The 26,978-nt window shown below is 67.6% G+C and carries 21 protein-coding genes and 1 pseudogene; 8 read left to right on the top strand and 14 right to left on the bottom strand.

Annotated elements, in window-relative coordinates; translation table 11 throughout:
* Positions 1 to 120 precede the first annotated feature (120 nt).
* Both ACIBEI_RS44920 and ACIBEI_RS44915 read right to left on the bottom strand, forming a co-directional pair.
* Entirely contained in the window at positions 121 to 375 is a 255-nt protein-coding gene (locus tag ACIBEI_RS44920; RefSeq protein ID WP_398896872.1) for a hypothetical protein, read from the bottom strand.
* A gap of 671 nt (positions 376 to 1,046) precedes the next feature.
* Positions 1,047 to 1,187 (bottom strand): annotated as a pseudogene (locus ACIBEI_RS44915) (ATP-binding protein); the annotation flags it as partial.
* Positions 1,188 to 1,321: 134 nt separating this feature from the next.
* Between ACIBEI_RS44915 and ACIBEI_RS44910 the strand changes: the two are divergent.
* Both ACIBEI_RS44910 and ACIBEI_RS44905 read left to right on the top strand, forming a co-directional pair.
* The gene (locus ACIBEI_RS44910) at positions 1,322 to 2,131 is read left to right on the top strand and encodes a hypothetical protein (protein WP_398896870.1); all 810 of its coding nucleotides are present in this window, start codon (positions 1,322 to 1,324) and stop codon (positions 2,129 to 2,131) included.
* Entirely contained in the window at positions 2,115 to 3,287 is a 1,173-nt protein-coding gene (locus ACIBEI_RS44905) for a helix-turn-helix domain-containing protein (RefSeq protein ID WP_398896868.1), read from the top strand. Before ACIBEI_RS44910 ends, ACIBEI_RS44905 begins: the two co-directional genes overlap by 17 nt.
* A gap of 72 nt (positions 3,288 to 3,359) precedes the next feature.
* Here ACIBEI_RS44905 and ACIBEI_RS44900 read toward each other — a convergent pair whose 3' ends face one another.
* The 5 genes from ACIBEI_RS44900 to ACIBEI_RS44880 form a co-directional block, all read right to left on the bottom strand.
* Positions 3,360 to 6,359, bottom strand: coding sequence for a DUF499 domain-containing protein (locus tag ACIBEI_RS44900; protein ID WP_398896867.1), 3,000 nt, complete (start codon positions 6,357 to 6,359; stop codon positions 3,360 to 3,362).
* 55 nt (positions 6,360 to 6,414) lie between these two features.
* Positions 6,415 to 9,135 (bottom strand): DUF1156 domain-containing protein, encoded by a 2,721-nt coding sequence (locus tag ACIBEI_RS44895; RefSeq protein WP_398896865.1) that lies wholly within the window; start codon positions 9,133 to 9,135, stop codon positions 6,415 to 6,417.
* On the bottom strand, positions 9,132 to 12,356 hold the full coding sequence (locus ACIBEI_RS44890) for a helicase-related protein (RefSeq protein WP_398896863.1): 3,225 nt from the start codon (positions 12,354 to 12,356) through the stop codon (positions 9,132 to 9,134). Before ACIBEI_RS44890 ends, ACIBEI_RS44895 begins: the two co-directional genes overlap by 4 nt.
* A 664-nt stretch (positions 12,357 to 13,020) precedes the next feature.
* A complete protein-coding gene (locus tag ACIBEI_RS44885) occupies positions 13,021 to 13,749 on the bottom strand; it encodes an alpha/beta hydrolase (protein ID WP_398896861.1) in 729 nt (242 codons plus the stop codon).
* Positions 13,750 to 13,764: 15 nt separating this feature from the next.
* The gene (locus ACIBEI_RS44880) at positions 13,765 to 15,231 is read right to left on the bottom strand and encodes an NAD(P)/FAD-dependent oxidoreductase (RefSeq protein WP_398896860.1); all 1,467 of its coding nucleotides are present in this window, start codon (positions 15,229 to 15,231) and stop codon (positions 13,765 to 13,767) included.
* A 70-nt stretch (positions 15,232 to 15,301) separates the two neighbouring features.
* Here ACIBEI_RS44880 and ACIBEI_RS44875 point away from each other — a divergent pair, with 70 nt between their 5' ends.
* Positions 15,302 to 16,135 carry an aminoglycoside phosphotransferase family protein gene (locus tag ACIBEI_RS44875; protein ID WP_398896858.1) on the top strand — a complete coding sequence of 278 codons (834 nt, stop codon included), beginning with the start codon at positions 15,302 to 15,304 and terminating at the stop codon, positions 16,133 to 16,135.
* Positions 16,136 to 16,217: 82 nt separating this feature from the next.
* On the top strand, positions 16,218 to 16,706 hold the full coding sequence (locus ACIBEI_RS44870; protein ID WP_398896856.1) for a GNAT family N-acetyltransferase: 489 nt from the start codon (positions 16,218 to 16,220) through the stop codon (positions 16,704 to 16,706).
* A gap of 273 nt (positions 16,707 to 16,979) precedes the next feature.
* Here ACIBEI_RS44870 and ACIBEI_RS44865 read toward each other — a convergent pair whose 3' ends face one another.
* On the bottom strand, positions 16,980 to 18,068 hold the full coding sequence (locus ACIBEI_RS44865; RefSeq protein WP_398896854.1) for a zinc-binding dehydrogenase: 1,089 nt from the start codon (positions 18,066 to 18,068) through the stop codon (positions 16,980 to 16,982).
* 196 nt (positions 18,069 to 18,264) lie between these two features.
* On the bottom strand, positions 18,265 to 19,437 hold the full coding sequence (locus tag ACIBEI_RS44860) for an FAD-dependent oxidoreductase (RefSeq protein ID WP_398896852.1): 1,173 nt from the start codon (positions 19,435 to 19,437) through the stop codon (positions 18,265 to 18,267).
* Positions 19,438 to 19,566: 129 nt separating this feature from the next.
* Here ACIBEI_RS44860 and ACIBEI_RS44855 point away from each other — a divergent pair, with 129 nt between their 5' ends.
* The gene (locus ACIBEI_RS44855) at positions 19,567 to 20,298 is read left to right on the top strand and encodes a pentapeptide repeat-containing protein (protein WP_398896850.1); all 732 of its coding nucleotides are present in this window, start codon (positions 19,567 to 19,569) and stop codon (positions 20,296 to 20,298) included.
* A 524-nt stretch (positions 20,299 to 20,822) separates the two neighbouring features.
* Here ACIBEI_RS44855 and ACIBEI_RS44850 read toward each other — a convergent pair.
* Positions 20,823 to 21,323 (bottom strand): hypothetical protein, encoded by a 501-nt coding sequence (locus tag ACIBEI_RS44850; protein ID WP_200396712.1) that lies wholly within the window; start codon positions 21,321 to 21,323, stop codon positions 20,823 to 20,825.
* A gap of 37 nt (positions 21,324 to 21,360) precedes the next feature.
* Here ACIBEI_RS44850 and ACIBEI_RS44845 point away from each other — a divergent pair, with 37 nt between their 5' ends.
* Positions 21,361 to 22,773: a M1 family metallopeptidase gene (locus ACIBEI_RS44845; protein ID WP_398896848.1), complete on the top strand. Its 1,413-nt coding sequence runs from the start codon at positions 21,361 to 21,363 to the stop codon at positions 22,771 to 22,773.
* Between the two features lie 48 nt (positions 22,774 to 22,821).
* Here ACIBEI_RS44845 and ACIBEI_RS44840 read toward each other — a convergent pair whose 3' ends face one another.
* Both ACIBEI_RS44840 and ACIBEI_RS44835 read right to left on the bottom strand, forming a co-directional pair.
* Entirely contained in the window at positions 22,822 to 23,337 is a 516-nt protein-coding gene (locus tag ACIBEI_RS44840; protein ID WP_398896847.1) for a GNAT family N-acetyltransferase, read from the bottom strand.
* 125 nt (positions 23,338 to 23,462) lie between these two features.
* Positions 23,463 to 24,038, bottom strand: coding sequence for a TerD family protein (locus ACIBEI_RS44835; RefSeq protein ID WP_266498322.1), 576 nt, complete (start codon positions 24,036 to 24,038; stop codon positions 23,463 to 23,465).
* Positions 24,039 to 24,309: 271 nt separating this feature from the next.
* Between ACIBEI_RS44835 and arfB the strand changes: the two genes are divergently transcribed.
* Entirely contained in the window at positions 24,310 to 24,741 is a 432-nt protein-coding gene (arfB, locus tag ACIBEI_RS44830; protein ID WP_398896846.1) for an alternative ribosome rescue aminoacyl-tRNA hydrolase ArfB, read from the top strand.
* 98 nt (positions 24,742 to 24,839) lie between these two features.
* A complete protein-coding gene (locus tag ACIBEI_RS44825; protein WP_398896845.1) occupies positions 24,840 to 25,838 on the top strand; it encodes a sigma-70 family RNA polymerase sigma factor in 999 nt (332 codons plus the stop codon).
* 34 nt (positions 25,839 to 25,872) lie between these two features.
* Here the strand turns inward: ACIBEI_RS44825 and ACIBEI_RS44820 are convergent, their stop codons facing one another.
* The gene (locus ACIBEI_RS44820; protein WP_398896844.1) at positions 25,873 to 25,995 is read right to left on the bottom strand and encodes a hypothetical protein; all 123 of its coding nucleotides are present in this window, start codon (positions 25,993 to 25,995) and stop codon (positions 25,873 to 25,875) included.
* Between the two features lie 26 nt (positions 25,996 to 26,021).
* Complete coding sequence (locus ACIBEI_RS44815) at positions 26,022 to 26,585, bottom strand: flavin reductase family protein (protein ID WP_398896843.1); 564 nt, start codon at positions 26,583 to 26,585, stop codon at positions 26,022 to 26,024.
* Between the last annotated feature and the right edge of the window lie 393 nt (positions 26,586 to 26,978).

Here is a 26,978-nt window from a genome sequence, read left to right as displayed (position 1 = left end):
GGGGGGGGGGGGGGGGGGGGGGGGGGGGGGGGGGGGGGGGGGGGGGGGGGGCGGGCCCCCCCGCCCGGGGGGGGGGGGGGGCCGCCGCCCCCCCCCCCCCCCCCCGCCCATGCCGCATCGTCAGGCCCTAGGTGGGTTGCCCTCGCGGCCCCACCGGGTCGCCCAGTACAGATCCCGCACTGGCACGTATTCCTGGAACGCCTTCATGGCCTCGGTCTGTGCGTTGCGCTCTGCCTTGGTCAAGACCGGCGGCTCTTCCCCGGGAGGGAGGGGCTTGGGATCGCCCATGATCTTCCGCAAGATCTCGTAGGCCCCGCTCATCCGGTTCAGGGCGTCCCTGTACCGCGCTTCCAGTTCCTCGTACGACTCGCTCATCTCGTTTTCCTTCCACCCTGCTTGGGGGAAGTGGACCGGGAAGGCCCGTCCGCGGCAAGGACTTCCGCGAAACGGGTGCTGAGGACCGGGGAGCCAGCGGCGCCATTGTGGGCATCCGGTTCACCGGGAACCCGCTTCGTGCGTACGGCGCGACGCGTCATGCCAACTCCTCTGAATAGTTGTGATGTTGCGGTGGCGCTCGCCCCCGGCTGCACGGCACAGCACTGCACGACCGGAAGCGGGAATCTGGTCAGACGGCCGTCGGCACCGCTCCATGAAGTAGGCGAGCGCCTGCTGCGCCTTGAGGCGGTCGAGGCACGGCTTGCAGACGTAGACCGGGGCGGGTTGTCCGTCCCGCTGAAGAGGGCCGAGCCAGATCACCGGCACTGCGGTGCGCTGCGCGTGCACCTGAGCCAGCAATCTCCGGTGGTCCATTGCCACGCCACGGGAGCCTTTTCCTTTCCTGGGCATTCGGGACGGTCGAGCCGGCCGTCCGGCAGTTGGATGCCCAGCTCCAGAGCCGGAACGGCGGGCCCAGATGGCGCACTTCACCCAAGACCCGGTCGCTCGCTCCCAGGTATCGGGCGCAGTAGGCGCACACCATCGCCATCTGCTGACGGATCGGAGGCTGGCGACGTTCGGGAGAGATGTGGTCGTCGCCGTCGGGGTGCTCACTCGTCGCCCTCGATGAGGAGTTCGGCCCAGACCTCTTTGCCCCACGGGCGCTTGCCTGAGCCGTGCAGGTCATAGCCCCAGCGGTCGGCGACGGTATCGATGAGGAGCAGGCCACGCCTTGACTCGTCGGCATCATCTGACTCTGGGTTGAAGAAGCAGCGAGGAAATCACGCGCTCCAGAGAAGCGCTTGTGCAAGAACTTGAACATCAACTAAAGTCTGTTCGGTGGTGCAGTGCTCCAATCCGAAGTCGGACCAGAGGAGTCGTCCGCATGAGTGTGTCTCTTTCCCCCTGGGCGACCGAGGTGTTCGGCAAGCAGGCGCTGGCAGTTCGAGCAGGCGTTGGCCAGGCCCTACGGAACATGCAGGCCAACGCGCAGGCTGCACAGGAGCAGGCGGAATCGCGTACCAACCACACGTACGGCTCGGCTCGGTGGCAGGGGCAGTTCGAGCGGGTGTGGGAGGAGCTGAAGGATCTGCCGGGAGCCACTCCCGTGAAGCCGTTTGGGTTCCCGTTCGAGCTGATGGTGGTCGGGAACGGTCTGCTCTATCCGTTCCTCTACTCGAAGACCTTGTCGGACGTGCGCACGGCGCGCATTCCGCGTGAGTCCCGGTTGGTGAAGGAGCTGTTCACGTTCGCACCCGGCCCGGCTGAGGTGCAGAGCGCGTTCGAGTTCGAGGGCTTCGAGGAAAGCGGTCAGGTTGTGGAGCCGCGAGGTGGTCTCGCATCTGTGCCACGAGGCACCCGTCTGATTCTTGTTCCCTTCGCCTGCAATGCCTCCGAACTCCTGGAAGCGTACTGGGGCATTGCGGCGCTGGGTGCTGAGCGGCGCCTGGTGTGGGAGTCCGTCCCTGAGCCTCTCGCCCTGCCTGACACTGTCACGTCCCACGGACAGCACGTGAGGAGCATCCCCAAGCAGGCCACGGCGTCCGAGCGAGAACTGACCAGCTTCGACGGCGGAGCAGAGCCGACCCTTACGCTGTCGTCGCGTGCGAACGTTGATCAACAGCGCGACGTTCCGCCGCTGACAGAAGCAGAGCCAGCCGACGACCAGACCAGCGAAGATGATGCGAACCAATAAGCAAGACCTCATCCCGGGCCTGGAGGAGCGGGGCACCACGCCCCGTGCCATCTCGGACGGCTTTGATCCCGCTCGGCTGACACAGGCACGTCGGCTGGCTGAGAAGACGAAGAAAGACGTCGCGAATGCCCTCGGGGTGACCCCGGCGGCGGTGGGCCAGTACGAGACAGGGGTGTCCCGCCCCCGCCCGGACCTCATCCCCCGTCTTGCCGAAACACTCGGCGTACCGGCCACGTTTTTCCTGGTCGGCCGTCCAGTAAGCCGGCTCGACGCCTCTATGGCCCACTTCCGCAGCTTGCGCAGCACGCCGAAGTCCCAGAGGGAACGAGCTCTCGCCTTTGCCGAACAGGTATGGGAACTCACCTACGCCCTGGAACGGCGGATTCAGCTGCCCTTGGTGAACCTGCCCGGTTTCGCCGGGGGCGAGGTCCACCCCGGAGCCGAACTGCCCACGAATCCTGCTGGGGCAGCACAAGAGCTCCGTCGCCGTTGGGGCATGGGGGACGGGCCCGTCACCCACCTCGTCCGACGCATGGAGTCCCATGGCATCGTCGTCGTGATGCCTCCGGCATCCGACCCCTCGGCCGCCACCGTGGACGCCTTCTCCACCCGAGCGGCACGGCCCCTCGTGGTCCTCACAGCCAACCGAGCCGACGACGTCTACCGTCATCGCTTCACCGCTGCCCACGAACTCGGGCACTTCGTACTCCACGGCGATGCCACTGGAGACAGCCGTCAGGAGAAGGAAGCCGACGCCTTCGCCGCCGAGTTCCTCACTCCCCAAGACAGCGTCCTTCCCCTCTTGCCCAAGCGGATGGACCTCGCACGACTAGCCGAACTTAGGCAGGTCTGGGGCGTCTCCATCCACTCACTCGTCTACCGGTGCCGTGAACTTGGGCTCATCTCCGATGCCACGACCAGCCGCACGTACCAACGCTTGCGTGCACTGGACGGCCAGCCGGGTTTCATCCCCGAGTCGGTCTCGAACTACTCCGGCGAACAACCGTCTCTTCTGCGCCAAGCCTTCGAACTGGCCTGCAATGAAACGGATCTGTCGGTAGCTAAACTGGCGCATGAGCTGGCCTGGACGACCGAGCGCGTCCGAGAACTGCTCGATTGCCAGGAACAGCGCCCGGTGCTACGCCTTGTGCAATAGCGAATCAGTCCATACGAGCCGCTTCGTACAGCCCACATCGACAGACAAGGTCCTGCCAGGACTCGTAACCCGTCAGATCTCCTTGAACGTTCCGTTTATGCCGAGTTCTTCTAGGCGTCGCTGGATCTGCTCGGCCTCATCAGCCTGTATGACCAACTGGAGAGTGCCCTGCAGATAGCTGATCTGCCTTTCGTCCAGGGCCATGTAGAACGCCCGGAAGAGTGCGGCGAAACCGTCGGCGCTGTCGCCGTTGGCCAGGAGGTTCTTGGTGAACGAGAAGGCGACCTGCCGGTCCCTGGCCTGCTCCCTTTGCGGAGACTGGTCCGGACTCGGCCCATCGGTCTCGCGCTGCCTGGGCACGCTCGGTGTGTTGACAGCTGAGCTGCCTGGCTTGCGAGTCGAGACGATTTCGACGGTGCCGTCGGCTGTCAAAGAGCATTGACCTTCGTGAGCCGGCTGGTCGCAGTCGGCGCACTTCTTGGGATGTGGCTTGGCGAGGCGCAGGCCCGTGCTCGCGAGGTTGACCTGTCCGGGTGCTGTGACCTCTACCTCGGTGCCCGCTCCATCGACGATGCTCAGCAGGCCCTGGCTGACTGCATCGTAGATCGCCTGTTGAAGGTCGCGGTCACCGCCGAACAGCAAAGGCAATCGGGGGGCGCTGTAGAAGGCGGCTCGGATGTCGGAGAGGGTTTTGCCGTAGTCGTGGTCGCGAAGGTTGTGCAAGAGGGCCTTTGCGCTGAACTGGCCGGTGTCGAAGACCTTGTCCCGAGCAGCGAGGCCCTTCCAGACGAGCATGCCGTCGAGGGCGGTGATGTTGTCCTTGTCGAATGTAAGCTGGTCGAGGTATCGCTCCCCGTCCGGGTCGGGCTGGGCCAAGTAGGCAACATGCTGGTACGCCCGCTTGAGCGCCCTCTCCAGCTGAGTCTTGGCCTCGGCGAGCTCCTTGGCACCGATGGTCTTGAGTTCGTCGTCGTTCTGAATCTCGGGCGCCTGCATGGCCTTCTGCCTTGACAGGTACTCCACCGCCAAGTTCCTGGCCAGAGCGCGCTGCTGGGTGTTCACCACGGCATATACCGCGCTGCTCGCCCACTGAACGGGGAGTTGCTGCGCGCCTTGCCCGAGCCCCATGGCGACGGTGAGTGCCTCAAGGGTCGGTTTCTCCATGCCGTTGCGCAGGCTGTACTGCGCCGGGTCGAGGACGATGAGCCGGGTGGTGTAAGCCGTGTCTAAGCCGGCCGTGGCAAGGACATCGGCAGGACTGCGTTGGGGGTCCGCCGGGACGAACTGCAGATCACGGAATGGACCGCTGCTCGCCAGCCTCTTCGCGATGTCGGCGATGACCTGGTCGCGTTCGGTCTCGGTGATGGTGCGCCGGATGTTCTTCACCAGCATGCGGTGTGTGAGTCGGGTGGAGAGGAAGTAACGGGCTGGCCTGTTGTTTCCCTGACCGGGAGTGATGTCGAGCGCGCTCATCCCTTGGTTCGGGTTGACCAGCTCATCGACGACGCCGTCGGCGTCGGTCACGGTGTACGTGGCCTCCGGTACGCCGGTGGCCGCCTTGACCTCAGGAGCACTGGCTCCGCGGCCACGCCCCGGGCGCAGGGTGCCGACAACGCTTGCCAGGAAGATGAAGGTGGCCGCCCGTTCAGCCGCGCGCGGATTGCTCGTGCCCCAAGAGCTGATCTGCCGTTCGAGATCCTGGCGGCGTGCTGTGCCTGACGAGCCGTCGTGGTTGACGACCTCGATCTCGGCCAAACTCCGATAGTTCGCGATGGTGCGGTCGTCCTCGACTAGGCCGCTGCCCAGGAGCGCCTCTCGGACGGTGCTGTCCGACAGCGGCAGGTCGCCGGGGCCTATGAGAGCCGGCACCCACTCGCCTGACTTGCCGCGCTGCTGCAGGGCATAGACCGTGGCGGCGAAGATGCGGATCGTGGACCGGACCCGTTGGAATCCGGTGACCTTGCTCCACTCCTCCTGCGCCAGGCTCATCAGCATGGGATGGAACGGGTAGCAAGATGTCATCTCCGCGCGCCAGTTGCGGCGCCACGCGGCGCCTATCGGGTCCCAGACCTGCTTGCTCCAGGTCTTGTCCGTCAGAACTTCCTTGTAGAGCGCAGCAGTCGCCGCGAGTACCTCACTTGCGGGTTCGGCGTCGAACAGCCGCCGGCGGAGGATGTCTGCGAAGTCGCCCACGCCGGTCACGGTGGTCGGCAGACCGTTGCGGTCAAGCTGGCTGTTCAGATCGTCGCGGCGGGCCTGAGCGGCAGACGAGAGCGCGGTCTTGTCGGTGTCGGAGGCGATCATCACGACCAGCATCGCGACATGGGGGACATCATTGATGACATCGAGTAGCGCCCGTAGGAACGCCATGTCCTGGGCCGCCAGGTCGGTCTGGTTTGCGCCGTCCAGTCCGTTGCCGATGTAGTCGAGAACCTCGTCGACGATGATCAGCACGGGCCGGTTCACTGCGCTGATGGCCTCAGCGATCTTGTGTTTGTCGCTCCAGAACCGCCGGTAGCGTTCGAAGAGAGTGTAGTCCTTGGAGAAAAGACGCCACAGGAAACGCTCGTAGAGGTTGACCGCGGGCCCATCCAGCTCCTGTACCCCGACCCCTGGGGTCATGTTGTCGCAGGGCAGCACGACGACATGCGGACGTCCGAGGCCGTCAGCAATCGGGTGGCCGATTCTGGCCCTCGCGCGCTCGGTCACCTTCTGACCAAGCTCGGTTCCCAGCAACGCCCTTGGATTGGCGGCAAGATGGTAGGCACCGATGCAGGCGTGCGACTTACCCCCGCCCATGCCCTGGTCGAGTCGGGTGACTGCTCGGGCTTTCAAGTAGTCGTCACCACCACCGACGCGGACTGCGATTTCAGTGAGCAGGTCAATGAGCCGCTCGGTCGGGTGCGTGATGTCACCGTAGTAGTCGGCGTCGGCATAGGGCGGCCGGTCAGCTCCCGTGGCGTGAACGGCTCGGAACAGCGACATCTGTACGTCATCGATCTGCCCGGAGGCGCTCCGGATCTCCTGGCGCAGTTTGAGTGCCTTCCACCACGGCGTCACGCTGGTCGTCACAGCTGCTCTCCTGGGCTGGCGGATCTGAGGATCACGGTGGTGGTACTGGTCGTCATCACACGAGCCGCAACTGGGCGTTGCCGATCAGTTGGAGCTGAGTCTTTTCGTAGTTGCTCGCTTCCACGGCCTCGGCGGCACCGACGACGCCGGTCCGGTTGCGCAACACACGGGTGAAGCGGACGGAGTCGGGGTCGTTGACGGGAAGTCGGTCCGCGAGGAACTGGACGGCGGCCCACAGGAAGGTGTCGTCAGCTGCATACTCCGTGGCCGCCATTACCTGGCCCATGGCCTCCAGCCCCTCCTCCGAAGCAGCTGCGAGCGAGAGGGCGATGTCGATGACTGTCGAGTCTTCGTCGATCTTGCCGTTGTATTCCCGGGAGGTGACGAACCGGACACCCTTGTCGGCATCGGGAACCAGGTCCCGTATTGCTGCCAGGTCGAGCGAAGAAGCCAAAGCCTGCCAGCGCAGTTCGGACTTCGCCCGAACCTGCCGGTCATAGAGAGTGATCCACCACAGCGCGAACCGCGTCCGGGCATCAAAGGTCTCCAGCGGCTGGTGGCTAATCTCGACGGCCATGGCCTCCTGGACTGCAGCTCGCGCCAGCGGAAGAAACGTATAGATGTCGACGGGTTCGCCCTTGGCATTGAGGATCTCGTGGTAGCGGCCGACGACCTCCATGGCTGGTCCGGCAGCGGCCATCAACATGTCCGCCGGGGCCAGGCCCCACCGCTCCCAGTCCGGGTAACGCCGCTTGATCTCGGCCTTGATCTCGGACTCGACCGCGCCCTTGCGGCCTGCCGGTCGGTCGGTCGGGGCCGGGCGACAGGCCATGGTCAGGGTCGTCTCGATATTGGCCTTACCCTGCTGCCCACCGGACTCGGTATTGGCTGGCCATGAACCGGTCATCACCAGCCCGGCTCGCTCGATCGAGTGCAGCAGGCGCTGCCACACCTCAGGTTCCCCGTGGCCGAAGACGATCGTGACGACGCCGTCATCCCGGACGACCTGCCGCATCTGAGTGAAGGCTTCGGTGATTAGGGCGTCGTAGTGCTCGCGGGTGCGGTGTTCGTCAGGGGCTTCGCCCCGAACCCGCTTGACGATGATTTCCTGGCTCTTGTCCTGGCAGCCGTACGGGTCGGCAGTGATAGCGAGTTCCGGCCAGGTGTTGTGCAGGCATCGCTTAGCCCACGTGAAAAAGAGATCGGATGCGTCCGCATACGCGATCATCTGGTCGTACGGAGGGTCAGTGACGACTGCGGTGAAGGTGCGAGGAGGGAAGGCCAGAGCGGTGGCAGTTCCTCGCTGCACAGAGGCCGACGTGCCGCACAGGTCGGAGAACAGATTGCGACAGGCGGCCAGCACGTTGTCCGAGATCGAACTCCACGTTCCGGGGCCATCGCCGATGCCAGCTTCGAAGAAGTCGTGGGAAAAGGTGATCGACCCTTCATTGACGAACAGATCCCCGACCTGTGCACCGCCCTTGCTCTGGAACCGCGCGCCACGGGTGGACCGCCGCAGTTTCTTCACCACGACCGCAGTCGCGTACCCAGTCAGGGCCCGCACGTATTCCCGCGACAGCCCGGCGGCGGCCAGCTCTTCACCAAGCTCATTGATGATGCGCGCGAGCCGCACGTAGGAAAGGGTCTGACGGCCGACCATCAAGTCGCCGTAAGTCTTCGCCCCATAGATGCTCGGGCCGATGATGTTGTTGTTGCCCGGTGCGATGCCCTCTTCCGGAACGGCGGGCAGGAACGGGCTGAATGCTGCCTCTGTAGCCAGCGCCCGCCCGGCCGCAGCGACAGCCTCGCGCTCTGTGCCCGTGGGGCGGCGGAAGGTTTTCTGGCTCTTGACGTCGATGTCCGCAGCGAGAACCAGGACGTCCTGGCCTTGTCCCTCTTGTAACTGCCGGCGGTGTACTGCAAGCGGGTGGACGTGATTACAGAACACGCAGATCGCACTTTTCCCCGCCACCTTCTTGCCGTTCACTACGGCGTTGGTCAGCGTTGGCGTGCGAGCGGGCCTTCCGGAGGTCACGACCGCCTCCCACGTGCTGGAGGCCCGGTCCGCCTCGATGTAGAATGAAACGGCCTCTCTGTCGCCACGGGCTGGCATCAGCTCGTAGGAACCGATGAGCGGGAACCGGCGGTGGCATTCCTGGCAAGGGATAGTTACGGACCATAAGTAGCCCCACGGCAGGGCTCCGTTGTGTCGGGGGTAGACGTCGCTCATTGAGGCCGCGTGACGGGTCTGTATCTCTGAGAACAGCGATTTGAGGTCGCTGAGCAATCTGTCCGTACGGGACATGAGTAGGTGGTCCCGCTCTTCCCCGAACGGCAGCTCGGGCTCATCGCTCCAGTCAATGAACGGCGCGGAGGTGAGCAAGTGGCTTGCGAGCGCCGCGACTGGGCTGTAGTCGACAGCGGATGCTTGGACGCCCAAACGTGCCGACTCCAGGGGAATCATGCCTCGTCCTGAGAAGGGGTCCAGAGTGGTCGCGCCTTCAGGATTCGCCTTGGCGATCTCGGTTTGAAGATCGCCCCATGCGGCATAGCGCCCCTTCATGGCCTCTCGGACCAGATTCTGCAGCCTGGTCCGTTCTGCAGTGTTGTCTGGCCACGGCAGCAGGGAACAGATGGTGGCCGCTTTGGCCTGAGCGGTGGGTCGCTTTGCGAACCACATGAACAGGGAGATCTCGCTGTTGCCCGAGCCCCAGCCTTTGTCACTGTTGGCCGATACCTCTGCGCTGGGAAACCAGCGTTCAATCATGCGGGTCATGTGTTACTCCCGGGGGCGTTCTTGAGGCTGGTGCCCGGGACGCGGAACACCGCGTTCCCGGTCATGACGTTCGCGAAGAGGGTGGCGGGGTCTTGATAAGCACCGAAGAACCGGCCCTTGCCGTCGGCGCACTGGTCGATGACGTAGAGCCAGTACTCCTTGCGGTGCTGGGTCGCGATGAGGACTTCGTTGCCTGTCATCCGGATGCCGTCGCTGGCCGCGCTGCCCAGCACGCCCTTGACCTCGACATGGCGGACCTGGCTGTGGCGGCGGGCCTCCAAGTCGTAACCACGGCCCTCGGTGTGGACATCGGCCACGGTCCAGCCGTCGTCCTCAAGGAGTTGCTGCACGTGCCGCATGGAGACCAACTCGGCGTCGATCTCGGCCTGGACGCTGAGGTCGGCGGTGGCTAGGACGCGGATTCGACCCACCTGCTTCGGCTCGGTCAGATGTACGTCCGCGAGGCGCTCCAGCTCTTTGAGTCGCCGAGCGGTCTGGTCCTGAAGTCGGTGCCGCAGCTCAAGGCGGGCAAGGCGGTCACCGATACCGTCGGTTAGGCTCAGCGGCAGGTTGGTCAGGTCACGGCGGGCCTGAGCGAACCAGTCGGCGCGCACCTTCCGGTGCTCCGTGACGGTCGCGGCGGCTACTTCGTGGGCAGCTGTGAGCGCATGGCTCTCCCGAGCCGGATGTGGTGAGCCGCCGTGTTGGTCGGTGGGCACGAGGTTGGCCAGGGACTCCCATCGCACCGGGCGGGCATTGCCACTGTCGTCCACCTTGATCAAGGTGGCCCATATGCTGGCGCGTTTGCCGTTGCTCTCGGTCATCGTCGCCTCGTATGCGTACAAGTCGTACGGGGTGAGGCTGGTGGGGTCGGATGCGGCGCCGGACTGGTACAGGGCCTCGGCTAGGGTGTGCTCGGCTGTGTTGATCAGGTCGCTGAAGCCGGGTTCACCGGGGCCGAGGGTGACGGTGTCACTGATGTCGATGCTCTCTGAGGCTTCGCGCATCACATCCCCGCTGGTGGCGACGTGAACTTCGTTCCGTCCGCCCAGCGTGGCCGGAAATATGGCCTTGCCGCTCAGAGAGAGCCGCCGGAACCCGGGCCCGGCCGCGGTTGGTGCGGACTTCAGCACGCCGGCCGCCGCGAGCCGGTCGAGGTATGCCTCGACGATGGCCGGGTTGATGCGTGCGAACAGGTCACGCTGAAGCAGCGTCAGTGCGGCCACCGCGTCCACCTGGCTGGCCAGACGTCGCTCGTTGTCCCGTACCTTCCGGGCCGCCCGGCTGAGTTCCTGCGTCTGAACCGCTTGGGCGGCGGCGATGGCCTGCTGCTTCTTCAGATCGTCGTTGCCGTAGAGGTCCGAAAGCCACTTGTCGTAATCGACGCCGGTGATTTCAGCGACTGCCGAAAGACTGTCGAACATCTGGCCGCGCAGTTCGTTCGCGGCCGTAACGAAGTTGTCCAGGAGGCGGAGCAGGGTCTTGCCTTCCCGGGTGTCGGTAGCAACCAGGTTGTAGAGGTAGACCTCGCGCTGTTGACCGACGCGGTGGATACGTCCCATCCGCTGTTCGAGGCGGACCAAAGACCACGGGATGTCGTAGTTCACGAGCACGTGCGCAGCCTGCAGGTCGATGCCCTCGTTGCCGGCGTCAGTGGTGACGATGATCTGGAATTCGCCGCGCATGAATGCCTTGCGTGTCTCGTCGCGTTCGGTCTTGCCCTGGCGGCCGGAGTAGAGCTGTGCGGTGTATCCCTGGGTCTGGAGCCGCTGGGCGATCCACTCGGCCGAGTCTGCGTACTCGGTGAAGACAACGGCCTGTTCACCGTTCCCGGGGTGGATTCCATGGGCGGCCAGGCAGTCGTCGGTGAGCCGCTTCCACTTCGACGGCTGCCAGCGAGAGTCAGTGACTGTTGCATCGATCTGCTGCACAAGGCTGTTGATCGCGGAACGCTCAGCTCTGGAAGCGGCCGAGACCGAGTGAATCACCTTCGCCTCATCGACCTCGGCCTCGTCACCGTGATCCTCACGGTCGGCGATGAGTGCTGCCTCCGCCTCGCTCATCGCACCCATGTGCTCGTGCCGTCGGCGCAGCGTCTCGGCCAGCGCGTAGAGACTGGAGGCTGCTCGCTTGCCGTAGACCATGCGGGCAAGCGGTTGTGCCACTGGGGGGAAGAATCGGTCGACCATATCCAGGGCGGCTCTGTAGAAGCCGTACTCGGTCTGCGACAGCGGGACGCTGTGGTTGTGCGCGGTGCGCCCCTTGAACAACCGGGTGGTGCCGTCGTAGTCGACCAAGTCCTCCTTCATCCGCCGCAGGAAGTGGATGGGACCGGGGCGCAGCGCACTGAGCTTGATGTTGGGGTCGTTGCCCGGATCCGGGTAGATCTCCGCGTCCACCAGATGCAGCAGGTGTCGGAAGAGCCACTCTTTGCCGCGGTGCGGCGTTGCTGTCATCAGCAGTGCGCGGGGGGTGTTCTTGGCCAACAGCCGTCCGACCTGGTGGAAGCCGGCAGCAGTCGGAGTCAGTCGGTGCGCTTCGTCGAAGACGACCAGATCCCAGCCAGCCTTGTCGGGCCGGATGGCGTCCTGAACTGCAGGGTTCACCGCTGCCAATTCCAGCGACACCACCCATAGGTCGTTGGAGTTCAGCGCGTCCTCACGCACGGTGGCCGAGGTCAGCTGACGCAGCCCGCCTCCCAGTAATCGCTGGAAGTCATCCACCCACTTGGTGGCCAGGTTCGCAGGACACACGATGATCGCCCGCTTTATCAGGCCGAGCCTTTGCATCTCGCGCAGATATAAGCCAGCCATGATCGTTTTTCCGGTGCCCGGCTCGTCACAGAGAAGGAAACGCAGCAGGGGCTGGGGGAGCATCGCTCCATAGACGGCGGTGGTCTGATGCGCGTACGGCTTCAGTGGCGTGGCTGCCATCGCACTGGACTCGGCGTTGGTTGCCGCGGCGTTCATCCACTGGGTCCACATCGCGGCCAGCACACGGGCGGAGTCGGCCTGCCCATCGCTGACGAGAGGGCGCACGGTCTCGGTGTCTCCGGCTGCCAGATTCACTTCGTGACGACGGTCTTCGTCGTCGACCAGGATGAGATCCCAAGACCCCGATTGATCTCCGGGCAGGGCGAACCTGATTGTGGCGAACTCAGGTACGCCAGCGGCCTGGACTCTTACTCTCTGGCCGCGCTCGAATGCGGCTTGGGGCGGCATGCTTATTTGTCTGCCTCAAGGCTCGCCCGAATCCAGCTGATGAGACTGGCCACAGGCCAATCCGTTAGACGTGGACATGCCATGCCCTGGCCCCTCCCCCGGTCAACCGTGGTTCCCCAACCACCGGTCAACTAACGGAACGTCAAGTTACAGTAACCACCTGCGACTTCCAAGGGTTTGGGATGTGAAGACTGAGGCGTGAGCCAGGTTTTCCGGCCACCCATTGCCTTTGGGCGCAAGGGTCTGATCGCACGCAACTTGCGGTTGGCGGGGGTGGCATGGCCGAGGCCGCTAAGGGCTTACCGCGTGAGCGATGCGTGAGCGGACGGTGTGGCAGGAGCCGTCCTGACGTGGACCGCGCCCCATATCGAACATGTGCTGACCTGGGGGTTCCGGACACCGAAGAACAGTCCGTGACCACCCAGCAAGATCCTGCCCGGACTTGTAATGCGTAGGTCGTCGGTTCGAATCCGACAGGGGGCTCTTTTAAATGCCCAGCTCAGGTGCTGCCTGAGCTGGGCATTGTCGTTCGGTGGACGCGACGCCGACGGAGAGCGTGAGCCGGGTGGTCGTCAGCGGGCCCGGTTGTGGTCCCGGTTGTGGTCGGCCGGCGCCGGCCGAGACCGGCCGTGACCGCGCTGCCGATGGTCCACGGGGGTACGGGTCAGCCGCTGACCCGGTCCTCCCGCGGGCGTAGGCCCGCCGCCTGCGCGATGACGCGGGCCGTGCGCAGGCCCTCGCGGTGGGCGGATCCGGAGTGGGCGGGGCGGCAGCGGCCCAGTTCGGGGGCGTACTCGGCCATCACCGCGCCAGAGTGGTCCGTGGTGAGCACGGTGAGGGGTGCCGGGCGGCCGCAGGCGGCCAGGGCGGTCTGGAAGGCGTGGGCGTTGGCGAAGTCGCAGACCCGGTCCGCCGTGCCGTGCACGAGGTGGATGGGTAGTGGCGGGGCGGAGGCGCAGACGGCCATCGGGGAGGGCAGGCCGAGCAGGGGCTCGGGCTGGTTGTAGCGGGCGGCGATGCCGACCACGGCGGCCGGGCGCCAGCCCTCCGGCGGGTCGGGGCGCAGGGCCGTGGCCATCGCGGCCCGGCCGCCGAGCGACCAGCCGACCAGGACGACCTCCGCCGGGTCCCGTACGTAGTCCCAGGTGAAGCGGAGGGACGCTTCGAGGTGGGGGCGGCCGCCGTCGGGGGCGTCCGGGTGCCAGTCGGGGACTATGACGGTGGCGCCCAGGCGGGCCACCTCCGCGGCCAGGGCGCCCAGGACGTCCCGCTCGGCCGGGCCGCGCCCGTGCCAGAGCAGGACCGTCGGGGCGTCCGGGGCGGCGGCGCGATGGATGTCGAGGAGCTGACCGTCGGAGGAGTAACGGACCGTGTCCATGACTGCGGTGCTCATGGGGTTCCCCTTGTCTCAGCGGCCCGCGACCCGGTCGGCGATACGCGCGATCCGGGACGACTGTGCGGCATGGGTGGTGAGTTCGCGGCGGTCGGCGGCTCGATACGTCGCGTACATGCCGTGTACCCCGAGCCAGCGGAAAGGCTCCGGTTCCCACTTGCGGACCTTGTGTTCGACCCAGGGGAGCGTGGTGAGGTCGGTCGCCCCGGATTGGCCGGAATCCCGCTGGATCAGGTCCCGGAGGGTGCGTGCGGCGAGGTTGGCGGTGGCGACGCCCGAGCCCACATAGCCGCCGGCCCAGCCGAGGCCCGTGGAGCGGTCGAGGGTGACCGTGGCGCACCAGTCGCGCGGGACACCGAGGACGCCCGACCAGGCGTGGGCCACGGCGACGGAGGTGAGCTGGGGGAAGAACCGGACGAGGAGTTCGCGCAGCGCCTTGACCGTCGACGGCTGCGTGCGGCCGTCGTTGTCCGTGCGTGAGCCGAAGCGGTACGGGACTCCGCGGCCACCCAGCGCGATGCGGTCGTCGGCGGTGCGCTGGGCGTACATGTAGGCGTGCGCCATGTCGCCGAGGGTCTCGCGGCCCTCCCAGCCGATGGACTCCCATTGGGCGGGGGTCAGGGGCTCGGTGGCGATCATCGAGGAGTTCATGGGGAGCCAGGTCCGCTTCTGGCCCTTCAGGGAGGCCGTGAAGCCCTCCGTGCAGCGCAGGATGTAGGGGGCGCGGACCGTGCCGTACGGCGTGACGGCGTGCTTGGGTCTGATCTCGGTGACGGGCGTCGACTCGTGGATCGTGACGCCGAGCGCCTCGACGGCCGCGGCCAGTCCCTTGAGCAGCTTGACGGGGTGCAGCCGGGCGCCGTGCGGAGTCCAGGTGGAGCCCACGGCGTCAGCGACCCGGATACGGTCGGCCGTCTCGCGCGCGCCGTACAGCTCGCGGTCCTTCTCCCCGTACGAGAGCTCCGTCTCGTGGAAGGCCTTGAGGCGGGCCAACTGGGCCGGGGTGTAGGCGACTTCGAGTACGCCGCCCCGGTGGACGTCCGCGTCGATGTCCTCTTCCTCGGTGACCCGTACGACCTCTGCGACCGTGGCGTTCATGGCCTCCTGGAGGCGTACGGCGGCCTCGTGGCCGTGCAGGCGCGCGTACCGGTCGCGGCCCGCGATGCCGTTGTAGAGCCAGCCGCCGTTGCGGCCGGACGCCCCGTAGCCGCAGAACCGCTGCTCCAGGACCGTGATCCGCAGGAAGGGCGCGGCCTTCTTCAGGTAGTACGCGGTCCACAGGCCCGTGTAGCCGCCACCTACGATCACCACATCGGCACTCGCGTCCCCGGGGAGGGGCTCACGGGGCGCGGGGAGGCCGTCCTGCGCGTACCAGAACGATATGCCGCCGTTGACTACGGTGGGGGGCCCGTCGGCGGTGCGGGGCGCCTGCGCCGCGCGTGCCGTGTCGGTCGCGCGGTCCGCGTTCTCCGTGCTGCTCATGCGCGGGACGTTAGCTTCTCCGGGTGGCGGGTGTCTCCTTCGGATTCCATGGTTGCGTGAGGTGATGGTCATGGTTCGGTACGCGCGGCTGCTGGAGCGGGGCGAGGAGTTCCTGGACAGGTGGGGGCTGCGGCAGGAAGGGACGCCCATGAGCGGGCGGGTCTCGGTCGTGCTGCCGGTGGTGCGCGAGGACGGCACGCGGGCCGCGCTGAAGCTCCAGGACGTGGACGAAGAGACCGTCGGCGAGGGCCTCGCGCTGCGGACCTGGGGCGGCGACGGGGTCGTACGGCTGCTGGAGGACGACGCGGAGACGGGCACGCTGCTGCTCGAACGGCTCGACGAGGGGCGGCCGTTGGCCGCCGTGGCGGATGTGATGGAGGCCACCCGGATCCTCGCGGAGCTGCTGGCCCGGCTGACGGCCGTGCCTGCGCCGGAGGGGGTGCGGCGGCTGGACGGGGTCGTCGCGGGGATGTTCGAGCGGTTGCCGGCCGTCCTCAAGTCCCTTGAGGGGCAAGGCGGGGCCGAGGGTGACCGGCGGCTGCTGGAGGACTGCGCGGCGGCCCTGCGCGAGGTCGCGGGCGAGCCCGGGGACCGGCTGCTGCACTGGGATCTGCACTTCGAGAACGTCCTCGCGGCCGAGCGCGAACCGTGGCTCGTCATCGATCCGAAGCCGTTGGCGGGGGACCCGGGGTTCGAGCTGCTGCCCGCGTTGTGGAATCGGTACGGGGAGGGACAGTTGGCGCGGCGCTTTGACTTGATGACGGAGACGCTGGGGCTTGACCGGGAGCGGGCCCGGGCCTGGACGCTCGGGCGGGTGCTGCAGAACTCGTTGTGGCGGGTGGAGGAGGGGGAGGGGTTGGACGTTGAGCAGGTTGGGATTGCGCGGGGGTTGCTTGGGCGTTGAGGGGGGTGAGGGCGTTGAAGGCTGTGGGTTGCTTGGGGTTTTTCGCTTTTGGGTGGCAGTAGCGCCGTCGTAGCCTGCCCGCATGATTCGTACCGCGACTCCCGCAGATGTGCCTGTGATCCACTCCCTGGTCCGTGAACTGGCCGAGTACGAGAAGGCGTTGGAGGAGGTCCGAGCCACCGAGGAGCAGTTGCGCGAGGCGCTCTTCGGGGAGCGGCCGGCCGCGTTCGCGCACATCGCGGAGTCGGCGGACGGCGAGCCGGTCGGGTTCGCGCTGTGGTTCCTCAACTTCTCGACGTGGCGTGGCGTGCACGGGATCTATCTGGAGGACCTGTACGTACGTCCGCAGGCGCGGGGCGGTGGGTACGGGAAGGCGCTGCTCGGGGAGTTGGCCCGGATCTGTGTGGAGCGGGGGTACGAGCGGCTGGAGTGGGCCGTGCTCAACTGGAACAAGCCGTCCATCGACTTCTACGAGGCGTTGGGGGCCCGGCCGCAGGACGAGTGGACGGTGTATCGGCTCACGGACGACGCGTTGAAGGGCCTGGGCGAGGACAAGCCGTTCGTCCTATAACTGACTTGGCCCGCGTTCGGTGCTTTGGCGGGGGTGGTCATCGCGGCAGGGTGAGCCGTGCTCACTCACCGACATACGAGCCGGGGGATCTCCGTGCCCAAGCCGCCATGCCCGCACGAACCGCGACCGTCCGAACCACTGCCGTACTTCGAACTCCGTGTCGGAGGGTTCCGAGTGACCGCCGATCACTTTCCCGCTCGGCTTGTCACCGCGGTCACCACTGCCGTTGGTTCGGGGGTGGGCGTGTGGAGCATGTTCGGGCGCTGAGCATGTTCACGGTTCCAGGACCACCTTGCCGATGGTGTTCCGGCTTTCCAGGGCCCTGTGGGCTGCTGCCGCCTGTGAGAGCGGGAAGCGTTGGACCGCCGGGGTGAGGCGGCCTTCGGCGGCCTCGGTGAGGGCTCGGAGTTCCAGGGTGCGGATGGGGTTCGGGCCGCCGGTCTTCTGCATCATCACGGGGCCCAGGACCGATTCGGATACTCCCTCGACGAGGTACGGGGTGCCGTCGTGCAGGCCCGCGCCCGACCAGCCGAAGACCAGGTGTTTGGCGTTGGGGGTGTGCGGGGTGGGGGTTGTGCTTGGGGTGGTGGTGCCCGGGGTGGTGGCTGTGCCTGGGGTGGTGGTGCCTGGGGTGGTGGTGCTTGGAGTGGTGGTGCCTGGGGTGGAGAGCAGGGTTACCGACTTGCGGGCCGTGGCGCCGCCTACGCCGTCGAAGACGATCGTGGCTCTGCGGTCGCCCAGGAACCGCCTCACCTCGTCCGGCCAGTTCGGGTCCTTGTAGTCGACGGCCAGGTCCGCGCCGTTCTTCTCGACGCGTGCCACCTTCTCGGGGCCTCCCGCCAGGCCGATCACCGTGGCGCCCGCGTGCTTCGCGTACTGCACGAGGAGGGTGCCGATGCCGCCCGCCGCGGCGGGGACGATGGCTACGGAGTCGGGGGTCAGGTCGGCGAACTGGAGGATCCCCATCGTCGTACGGCCCGTGCCGATCATCGCTACTGCCTCTGCGAAGTCCAGGTTCGCGGGGATCTCGTGGAGGCGGTCCACGTCCGTGACGGCCAGTTCGGCGTAGCCGCCCGGGTTGAAGCCCAGGTGGGCCACCACGCGCTTGCCCAGCCAGAGTGCGGCGACGCCCTCGCCGAGGGACTCGACCGTGCCGGCGACCTCGCGGCCGGGGATCGTGGGGAGTGCGGGCAGCGCCGGGAGCGGGCCCTTGATGCCCGCCCGGATCGCCGTGTCCAGTAGGTGTACGCCTGCGGCGGCGACCTGGATGCGGACCTGGCCGGGGGCTGGGCGGGGGGCGTCCGTTCGCTCGTATGTGAGGTTCTCGGCCGGGCCGAAGGTGTGGAGGCGGGTGGCTTGCATGGGGATCCTTGGGTGGGGTGTTGGGCGGGGGTCTCGGTTTGGGTGGGGCTCTCGCTTTGGGGTGGGGCTCTGGGTTTGGGGTGGGGCTCTGGGTTTTGGCTCTCGGCTCTCGGTTTGGGGGTGCGGCTCTCGGTTTTGGCTTCCGGTTCCGGGTTGGGGTTGCGGGTTGTTCTTGCGTTGTCATCAGCGTTCAACCTCAAGCGTGCTTCAGGTCAAGGGCCGGCCTCGTTCGCGTGCCCAGCGCCAGTGACACCGCTGCCAGCGCGCTGTTGAACGAGACTTCGGAGAGCACGCCCGGCGCCGCTACCTGGTCGCCCGCCAGGTAGACGTCGTTTCCCCGGTCGATGCGGGGGCGGTCCCGCCAGCTCGTACCGGGCAGGTCCACCGCGCCGGTGCGGCCGTTCGCGAGCGCCTCGCTGCGGTACGTCACTCGGTCGCGCCAGGCCGGGAACGCGAGGTCGAGCAGTTCCTCGGCGCGGGCGATGCCGTCCGCGCGGGACTCGTGCGGGGCGATCGGGATCTGGCCCTGGAGGAGTTGTTCGCCCGCCGGGGCGAGCGTGCGGTCCTGGGCCGTGAACCGCTCGATCCAGCCCGGTGCGTCCAGGTCGGAGACTGCGAACGCGTCGCCCCTGCGGGTACGGAGCGCCAGGTCGATCAGGGCCGTGCGGCCGCTCGTCCAGGTCAGGGAGCTGTCCCTGAGGAGGGTGCGGGCCGCGTTGAGGGAGGTGGCGACGATGACCGGGCCGTGCTCGGTGGGGAGTTCGTTGACGCGGGCCAGGGTTTCGACGCGTACGCCGAGGTTCCAGGCCCTTGCCGCCATCCTGTCGATCACGCTCGCCCAGCCGCCGCGCGGGTAGTGCGCCTCGGGGGGCAGCTTTGTCGCGCGGCGCAGGCGTTCCTGTACGAACGCTGCGGAGAGCGCGCCCGGGTCGTGGTGGAAGAGGGCGACCGCGGAGTAGTGGGCCGCCGCGGTTGCGCCCTCCTCGCCGGCGATGTTTGTTGCCCAGGTCTTGAAATCCTGGTCCACGGGGGCCTGTTCGGCCGTGCGGCGGAGGAGTTTGAGCATCGCGAACGGTGGGGTGCGGCGGAGGGTGCCCTTGTGGCGGAGGCGGAGGCGGGCGGCCTCCAGGGGTGGGAGCGGGGCGAGTTCGCCGATCAGGTTGCGTTGGCTGAGCCAGGTCCAGTGGGGGCCGTTCTTGTAGAGGGCGTGGGGGCCCTCGTTCGTCTTGTACGGGCCCTCTGTGGTGCGGGCTCGGCCGCCGAGGGTGTGGTGGGCTTCGTACACGGTGACCTTGGCGCCTGCTTCCGCGGCGGTGATGGCCGCGGTGAGGCCGGCGAAGCCGCCGCCGACGATGGTGATGCGGTGCATGGGCTTGGGTCTCCTCGGGTCCGGGGCGATTGCTTTCCTGTATGACTCCTCGGAGGCTTCGGAATGTGACATCGGTGGGTGTTTTGGCAGGTCAGGGGGATTGTCGGTGGGTGGGTGCAGGATGGGGGGATGGTGAGGAACGTGGCGAAGGCGGGAGCGAAGGTGGGGGAGAAGTTGGGGGCGAAGTTGGGGGCGAAGTTGGGGGTCAAGGGGGCTCGGCGGCCCGAGGTGCGGTTGCCGCCGCTTGAGCCTTTTGGGGGTGGGGAGCTGGAGCCTGACGGGGACTATGACGGGCTGCGGTTCAGCGACGTCGACTTCGTGGGGCAGGACGGTGGGGGTGCGCGGTTCATGGACTGTGCGCTGGTGGGGTGTGCGGTGGATGAGACTCGGCTGCGGGGGGCGCGGGTGCTGGACTCTGTGCTGAGTGGGATCCGGGGGGTGGGTACGGATCTTGGGTCTTCGACCTTTCGGGATGTGGAGGTTGTTGATGCGCGGCTGGGTGGGGTGCAGTGGCACGGGGCTGTGTTGGAGCGGGTCGTTGTGCGTGGGGGGAAGATCGACTACCTGAATCTGCGGGAGGCTCGGCTCAGGGATGTCGTTTTTGAGGGGTGTGTGCTCGTCGAGCCGGACTTCGGGGGTGCTCGGTTGGAGCGGGTGGAGTTTGTGGACTGTGTGGTGAAGGGGGCGGACCTCAGTGGGGCGACGCTCGTGGACGTTGATCTGCGGCGGGCGGCCGAAGTGGGGTTCGCGCGGGGGGTTGATCGGTTGGCGGGGGCCGTGATCAGTCCGGCTCAGTTGATGGACCTGGCGGGGGTGTTCGCGGCGGAGATGGGGGTTCGGGTGGTGGGGGTGGAGGTCTGAGACCGGCTGCCTGTGGGGGTGGGGCGCGGGCCGTGCCGGTACGTCGAGCCCGCCGCGTGCCGGGTATACGGCTGTGGGATTGAAGGGTTCTGCTTGCCGGAGGAGCCCTATGCGGCGGGCTTTCGACGTACCGGCACGGCCCGCTCCCGTTCGTTGCCGGCTGCGGGTCTCCCTGGTTTCGTCCCCGCTCCCGTTCGTTGCCGGCTGGCGGTCTGTCCCGGTCCTCGCCCCCGCTCCTGTGCGTCGTCGGCTGCGGGTGCGTCCCCGGCGCCGTCTCCGCTCTCGTGCGTGGTCGGCCGCGGGTGAGTTCCCCGTCTCCGTCTCCGTCCCTGGTTCCGTCTCCGGGGGGGGGAGGACTTGACTGTTCGTCCGGCCGGTGGCTGGGGCTGGGGCTTGGGCTTCGGGTGTCGGTGGTCGCCTATTGGGCGAGGCCTCGCATACTCAGCCTGTCCGGCGTTTGAGGACGAGGCCGTTTAGGCCGATCGGGGGGCTGGGGGCGGAGCCCCCAGGGGAGGCGTGCTGGGTCAGGGCAGCCTGGGGAAGCGGGCCTCAAGACTCCAGATCGCCGGGTTCTCGCGGAGCGCCTCGTGGAGGTCGGTCAGGTCCGCCAGGAGGTCGTGGAGGAAGTCGCGGGCCTCGCGGCGGAGTTCGGTGTGGGAGAAGGTGAGCGGGGGCTCGTCGCCCGGCATCCAGTCGGACTCGATGTCGACCCAGCCGAAGCGGCGCTCGAAGAGCATGCGGTCGGTGGACTCGGTGAAGTCGAGTTCGGCGCGCTGGGGGCGGGAGGCGCGGCTGCCGAGGGGGTCCTTGTCGAGTTGCTCGACGATGTCGCACAGGGCCCACGCGAAGTCGAGTACGGGCACCCATCCCCAGCCTGTGGACAGCTCGCGGTCCGCCTTCGTGTCGGCGAGGTAGACGTCCCCGCAGAAGAGGTCGTGGCGGAGGGCGTGGACGTCCGCGCGGCGGTAGTCGGTCTGCGGGGGGTCCGGGAAGCGGGCGGAGAGGGCGTAGCCGATGTCGAGCACGTGGGTGATGGTGTCATGTCGTCTTAGGATCACCGTCGTGCCCCGATCTGTGCCCGTTGGTCCAGCGACCGTCGCCGTTCTGCTAGTGCTCGCCCTCGTCGGCTGTGACGGAGGGGTGCGGGGGACCGCGGGTGCGTCCGGGGTGCGGGATCCGTACTTTCCCAAGGCTGGGAACGGGGGGTACGACGTCACCCACTACGGGCTAACCCTTGAGTACGAGCCGGAGGCGCGTCGGCTTACGGGGAAGGCGGAGATCACGGCTCGGGCGGAGCAGGATCTGAGTGCGTTCGACCTTGATTTCAAGGGGATGACGGTCGAGTCGGTGGACGTCGATGGCAAGCGGGCTCGCTTCAACCGCAGTGGGGGGCAGGAGTTGGTTGTCCGGCCTCGTGATGATCTTCATGAGGGGGCCGTGTTCACCACCGTTGTTCGGTACTCCGGTGCGCCGGAGACCATCACCGATCCGGATGGGTCGGAGGAGGGCTGGCTGCGGACCGAGGACGGGGCCATCGGGCTGGGGGAGCCGACCGGGTCCATGGCCTGGTTCCCCGGTAATCACCATCCGAGCGACAAGGCCACGTATGACATCAGGGTCACCGTGCCCGAGGGGGTGAAGGCCGTGTCCAACGGGGAGTTGCGGAGTGAGGTGACCAGGCGGGGGCGGACCTCGTTCGTCTGGCACGTGGCGGAGCCGATGGCCTCGTATGTGGCGACCGTTGCCGTGGGGGAGTACGAGGTGCGGCGGTCCAAGGGGCCTCATGGGCTGCCCGTGTACGTGGCCGTGGATCCCGGTCAGGCGAAGGCGAGCCGTGAGGTGCTCGGTCGTATTCCCGAGGTCGTGGAGTGGGCCGAGCTGAAATTCGGGGCGTATCCCTTCTCGTCGGTGGGCGCCATCGTCGAGAGGGAGGACGACGCCGGGTACGCGCTGGAGACGCAGAACCGGCCCGTGTTTCCCGGCGCTCCGAGCGTCGAGCTGCTCGTCCATGAGCTGGCCCATCAGTGGTACGGGAACTCCGTCACCCCGAAGACCTGGCGGGACATGTGGCTGAACGAGGGCTTCGCCACGTACGCCGAGTGGCTGTGGGCGGAGGACCACGGCGGTTACTCGGCCCAGGACGTTTTCGATGCTCTGTACGAGGGCGACTACTACGACAGCCGGGAGGAGAGCGACGCCGTCTGGGCCTTTCCGCCCGCGAAGCCGCCGGGTGCGGATCGTATCTCCGACAGTCCCGTGTACCAGCGGGGCGGGATGGTGCTCCACAAGGTTCGTGAGGCCGTTGGCGATGACGTCTTCTACGGCATCATCCAGGGCTGGGCCGCCACCCGTCGGCATGGCAACGCCGATACGGACGACTTCACGGCGTACGTGGAGAAGAAGGCGCCGGACAAGGACTTCTCCCGGGTCTGGGCGGACTGGCTGTACGGGGACGGCAAGCCGGACAAGCCCTGAGGGCAGTCTCTCGCGCTGCTCGGCCGTGTCGCCTGGAACAGGTGCTCTCTAGCGCAGGATCTTGCGCAGTACCGCGCAGGGGCGGCCCAGTTGGCGGTCCTTGCGGTGGCCGATGATCTCGTAGCCGATGGTCGTCCAGAAGGCGAGGGCCCCGGGGTTGTTGTCGAGGGCGGCCAGGCGTACGGCGTGTCGGCCCGCCTCGCGGAAGCGGTCCTCGATGTGGGTCGCCAGTTGTCTGCCGTATCCCTTGCCCTGTTCTTCCGCGGCCACCAGCAGCAGGCCGATCCACGGGTCGGGGTCCGCCGGGTCGGGGTGGTGGGCGAGGGTGATCGCTACTGCGGTGAGTTGTCCGGCGCCGCGGGCCAGTAAGACGTCCGCGTCCGGGTTCGTCAGGTCGTCGGCCAGCGCCGCCGCCACTTGTTCCGGGCGGATGTCGTGCGGGTCCGGGAAGTCGCCGCTGAGGGCGTAGAACTCGTGGTTCGACACGTAGAGCGCGGTCAGTTCGGTGAGGAGCGGGCCGGGGAGGTCGTGGTCCGGCGTGAGGGTGAGGGGTTCGATGATCACCCCGGGCAGGTTAGCCGGGCGTGGGTGAGTGGGTGAGTGGGTGAGTGTGCGGACGCGGGGGAGCCCCCGGTCCGAATGTGCCGGATCGGGGGCTCCTCCGCTGCCGTTCAGGCGGGGTTCGGCCGTCAGACGTTGACGCCGAAGTCCTGGGCGATGCCCGTCAGGCCGGACGCGTAGCCCTGGCCTACCGCGCGGAACTTCCACTCCGCGCCGTTGCGGTACAGCTCGCCGAAGACCATGGCCGTCTCGGTGGCCGCGTCCTCCGAGAGGTCGTAGCGGGCGATCTCGGTGCCGCCGGCCTGGTTCACGATGCGGATGTACGCGTTGCGGACCTGGCCGAAGTTCTGCGAGCGGGTCTCCGCGTCGTAGATCGAGACCGGGAAGACGATCTTGTCGACGTCGGCCGGGAGGCCGGCCAGGTTGACGTTGATCGCCTCGTCGTCGCCGGCGCCCTCACCCGTGCGGTTGTCGCCGGTGTGGACGATCGTCTGGTCCGGGGTCTGCTTGTTGTTGAAGAAGACGAAGTGGGCGTCCGAGTAGACCTTGCCCGCGGGGTTGACCGCGATGGCCGAGGCGTCCAGGTCGAAGTCGGTACCCGTGGTGCTGCGGACGTCCCAGCCGAGGCCCACGGTGACGGCGGTCAGGCCCGGAGCCTCCTTGGTGAGCGAGACGTTGCCACCCTTGGACAGGCTTACAGCCATTGTTGGGAGTCCTTCCCTCGTTTGACGTACGTACGGGTCGTGCGGTCCTGCGATTGTGCGGTCCTGCGGTCCTGCGCGTCGGGTTTCGTACGGGACGAAGCTACCGGCACCCCTAAGAACGCCGAAGGGGGTCCCCAGGGTTCCGCCCCTCTTTACTTTCTTTACCTAGCCTTCAGGAGGGGTGTGGCGGCGCGCCGAAAAACGGGTGACGTGGACCGGACAGACAAGGGACCATGGGGGCATGTCCGGTCCATCTCGGGGGTCTGGGGGTATGTCCCCCAGACAACTCAGTATCCGTGGCTCCGTCTCGCTGCCCGAGGCCGAGCTCATGTGGCGTTTCTCGCGGTCCTCCGGGCCGGGCGGGCAGCACGTCAACACCTCCGACTCCCAGGTGGAGCTGCGCTTCGACCTGGCGAAGACGGAGGCGCTGCCGCCGGTGTGGAAGGAGCGGGCCCTCGCCAAGCTGGCCGGGCGGCTCGTCGACGGTGTCGTCAGCGTGCGTTCCTCCGAGCACCGCTCCCAGTGGCGCAACCGCGAGACCGCGGCCGTCCGGCTCGCCTCACTGCTCGCCGAGGCCACCGCCCCGCCGCCGCGGGCCCGCCGCGCCACCCGGATCCCCCGCGGGATCAACGAGCGCCGGCTCCGTGAGAAGAAGCAGCGCGGCGACATGAAGCGGGGGCGTTCCGGGCGCGACTGGACCTGAGACTCCAAGTCCCTGTCACATCCGCCTTCCGCGGTTCGTCTACTCGTCGACGGGCCGCGCGGGAGTGCGGAACAGAAGTGGCGGAGGAGATGCGGCGCATGAGCGGGGACGAATTCCTGACGCCGGAAGAAAAGGCCGAAGGAAAGTCGCAAGGCAAAAGGGACGGCCACCGGAACGGTGGCGAGGACGGTGGCCGGAACGGCTCCGGGAGTGTCGGCAGTACCGAAATTCTCGCCCTGCGGTTCGAAACGCACCGGGCCCGTCTGCGGGCCGTCGCCTACCGCATGCTCGGTTCGCTCGCCGAGGCCGACGACGCCGTTCAGGAGGCCTGGCTCAGGCTCAGCCGGTCGGACGCCGGTGAGATCGTGAACCTGGGCGGCTGGCTGACGACTACGGTCGGCCGTATTTGTCTCGACATGCTGCGCTCCCGCCGGACGCGCCGTGAGGAGCCGCTGGACGAGCAGCCGGGCGGGGAATCGGGCATACGGATGCCGGAGCCGGTCCTCGCGCCCGTCAGCGGGGGCGACCCCGAGCAGGAGGCGCTGCTCGCCGACTCGGTGGGCCTCGCCCTGCTCGTCGTCCTGGAGACGCTGAGTCCGGCCGAGCGGCTCGCGTTCGTGCTGCACGACCTGTTCGCCGTGCCCTTCGACGAGGTCGCGACCGTGGTGGGGCGTTCGCCCGTCGCGGCCCGGCAGCTCGCCAGCCGGGCGCGGCGCCGGGTGCAGGGCGGCGCGCCCGCGCCCGACGGCGATCCCGACCGGCAGCGCGAGGTCGTGGACGCGTTCCTGGCCGCGGCGCGCGACGGTGACTTCGAAGGGCTTGTCGCGGTGCTCGATCCGGATGTGGTGGCACGGTCCGGGGCCGGGGTGACGACCGGTGCGGCGGCCGTGGCATCCGGTGCGATCACGTTCGGGCGGCTCGCCGCGGTCGGACGGCCCGTCCTCGTCAACGGGGCCGTCGGCGTCGTGGGCGTCGTGGAGGGGCGCCTGGTCAGCGTGCTGTCGTTCACAGTCGTCCACGGCCGGATCGCGGTGATCGACATCGTCCGGGAGCCGGAGCGGCTGGCCGGGCTCGACGTCACTTTCCTGGAAGGGTGAGGCGGACCGCCGACACCTCAGCCGCCGGTCTGCCTCAGCCGCCGGTCTGCCTCAGCCGCCGGTCCGCCTCGGCCGTCGCCACCCCGACCGTCGCCACCCCGGTCACGGCCACCCCGGTCACGGCCACCCCGGCCACCAGCGCCCCGGTCACGGCCACCCCGGCCACCAGCACCCCGACGGCGGCTACCCCAACTGCCGGTACCGGCCCCGGAAGTACGTCAGCGGCCCGCCCTCCGTGTTCGGGGCCGAGGACGTCAGGACGCGGCCGATGACCAGCGTGTGGTCCCCGGCGGTCACCCGCTGTTCGGTCCGGCACTCCAGGGTCGCCAGGGAGCCGTCGATCAGCGGGGCCCCGGACGCCTCACCGCGTACCCACAGGAGATCCTCGAAGAGGAGACGGTCGGAGATACGGCCCTTCATGGCGAAGCGGCCCGCGATCTGGCGCTGGCTCTCGGCGAGGACGGAGACGGCCCACAGGGGCTGTTCGTCGAGCAGGTCGTCCATGCGGGAGCCCTCGCGCAGGCCGACCATGACGAGGGGCGGGTCCAGGGACACGGACATGAAGGAGGTCGCCGTCATGCCGACGTCCTCGCCGCTCGGGCCGTCCGGGTCCGGCTGCGGCTCGTGCGCGGTCACCAGGACCACACCCGCGGCCAGCCGGGACATGGCGGCGCGGAACTCGTCGTTGCTCACCCCCTCAGCATGCACGGACGGGGCGGAAGGAGCGGCAGAGGGAGTGTTCAGCACGGGAAGACGCTATTGTCCGGCGTCCGTGCGACACATCGGGCCAGGGGCCGAACCGGGTCCTAGGACCGAGGAAGGAGTGTGACTTGTGCCTCCTATCAGGCGCGCGCACATCTCCCACCAATTTGCGTTCAGTAAACGCACGGCGAAAACACAGAAACTCTACTCAATTGTTCATCTTCACCTGTGACTTGAGTCACAGGTGCCATATTTTGTTGACCCTGTGTACCGAGTGGGCAGCGCGCTGTGATTCAGTGGCGGGGACGCTGCGAGCAGTAGGCGATCAGTGGGACCGGCCGGTAGGCGGTCGGTGAGTGACCAGTGGGTGATCAGTAGTCGATCAGTAGGCGATGAGTACCGACGAGAAGCCTGGATAACTCTGGAGTTGCTGTCGAG

The sequence above is a fragment of the Streptomyces sp. NPDC050988 genome (assembly GCF_044456225.1).
Lineage (GTDB): Bacteria > Actinomycetota > Actinomycetes > Streptomycetales > Streptomycetaceae > Streptomyces.
The sequence above is the reverse complement of the archived record's forward strand: the minus strand, read 5'-3'. Positions and strand labels throughout refer to the sequence as shown.

Bases quoted from the DNA above. Each gene is read 5' to 3' on its own strand.
- ACIBEI_RS44855 (WP_398896850.1), top strand. From the start codon at position 19,567: ATGGTGAGGAACGTGGCGAAGGCGGGAGCGAAGGTGGGGGAGAAGTTG.
- arfB (WP_398896846.1), top strand. From the start codon at position 24,310: ATGTCCCCCAGACAACTCAGTATCCGTGGCTCCGTCTCGCTGCCCGAG.
- ACIBEI_RS44835 (WP_266498322.1), bottom strand. From the start codon at position 24,038: ATGGCTGTAAGCCTGTCCAAGGGTGGCAACGTCTCGCTCACCAAGGAG.
- ACIBEI_RS44865 (WP_398896854.1), bottom strand. From the start codon at position 18,068: ATGCAAGCCACCCGCCTCCACACCTTCGGCCCGGCCGAGAACCTCACA.
- ACIBEI_RS44910 (WP_398896870.1), top strand. From the start codon at position 1,322: ATGAGTGTGTCTCTTTCCCCCTGGGCGACCGAGGTGTTCGGCAAGCAG.
- ACIBEI_RS44895 (WP_398896865.1), bottom strand. From the start codon at position 9,135: ATGACCCGCATGATTGAACGCTGGTTTCCCAGCGCAGAGGTATCGGCC.
- ACIBEI_RS44890 (WP_398896863.1), bottom strand. From the start codon at position 12,356: ATGCCGCCCCAAGCCGCATTCGAGCGCGGCCAGAGAGTAAGAGTCCAG.
- ACIBEI_RS44880 (WP_398896860.1), bottom strand. From the start codon at position 15,231: ATGAGCAGCACGGAGAACGCGGACCGCGCGACCGACACGGCACGCGCG.
- ACIBEI_RS44885 (WP_398896861.1), bottom strand. From the start codon at position 13,749: ATGAGCACCGCAGTCATGGACACGGTCCGTTACTCCTCCGACGGTCAG.
- ACIBEI_RS44860 (WP_398896852.1), bottom strand. From the start codon at position 19,437: ATGCACCGCATCACCATCGTCGGCGGCGGCTTCGCCGGCCTCACCGCG.
- ACIBEI_RS44825 (WP_398896845.1), top strand. From the start codon at position 24,840: ATGAGCGGGGACGAATTCCTGACGCCGGAAGAAAAGGCCGAAGGAAAG.
- ACIBEI_RS44875 (WP_398896858.1), top strand. From the start codon at position 15,302: ATGGTTCGGTACGCGCGGCTGCTGGAGCGGGGCGAGGAGTTCCTGGAC.
- ACIBEI_RS44920 (WP_398896872.1), bottom strand. From the start codon at position 375: ATGAGCGAGTCGTACGAGGAACTGGAAGCGCGGTACAGGGACGCCCTG.
- ACIBEI_RS44870 (WP_398896856.1), top strand. From the start codon at position 16,218: ATGATTCGTACCGCGACTCCCGCAGATGTGCCTGTGATCCACTCCCTG.
- ACIBEI_RS44905 (WP_398896868.1), top strand. From the start codon at position 2,115: ATGATGCGAACCAATAAGCAAGACCTCATCCCGGGCCTGGAGGAGCGG.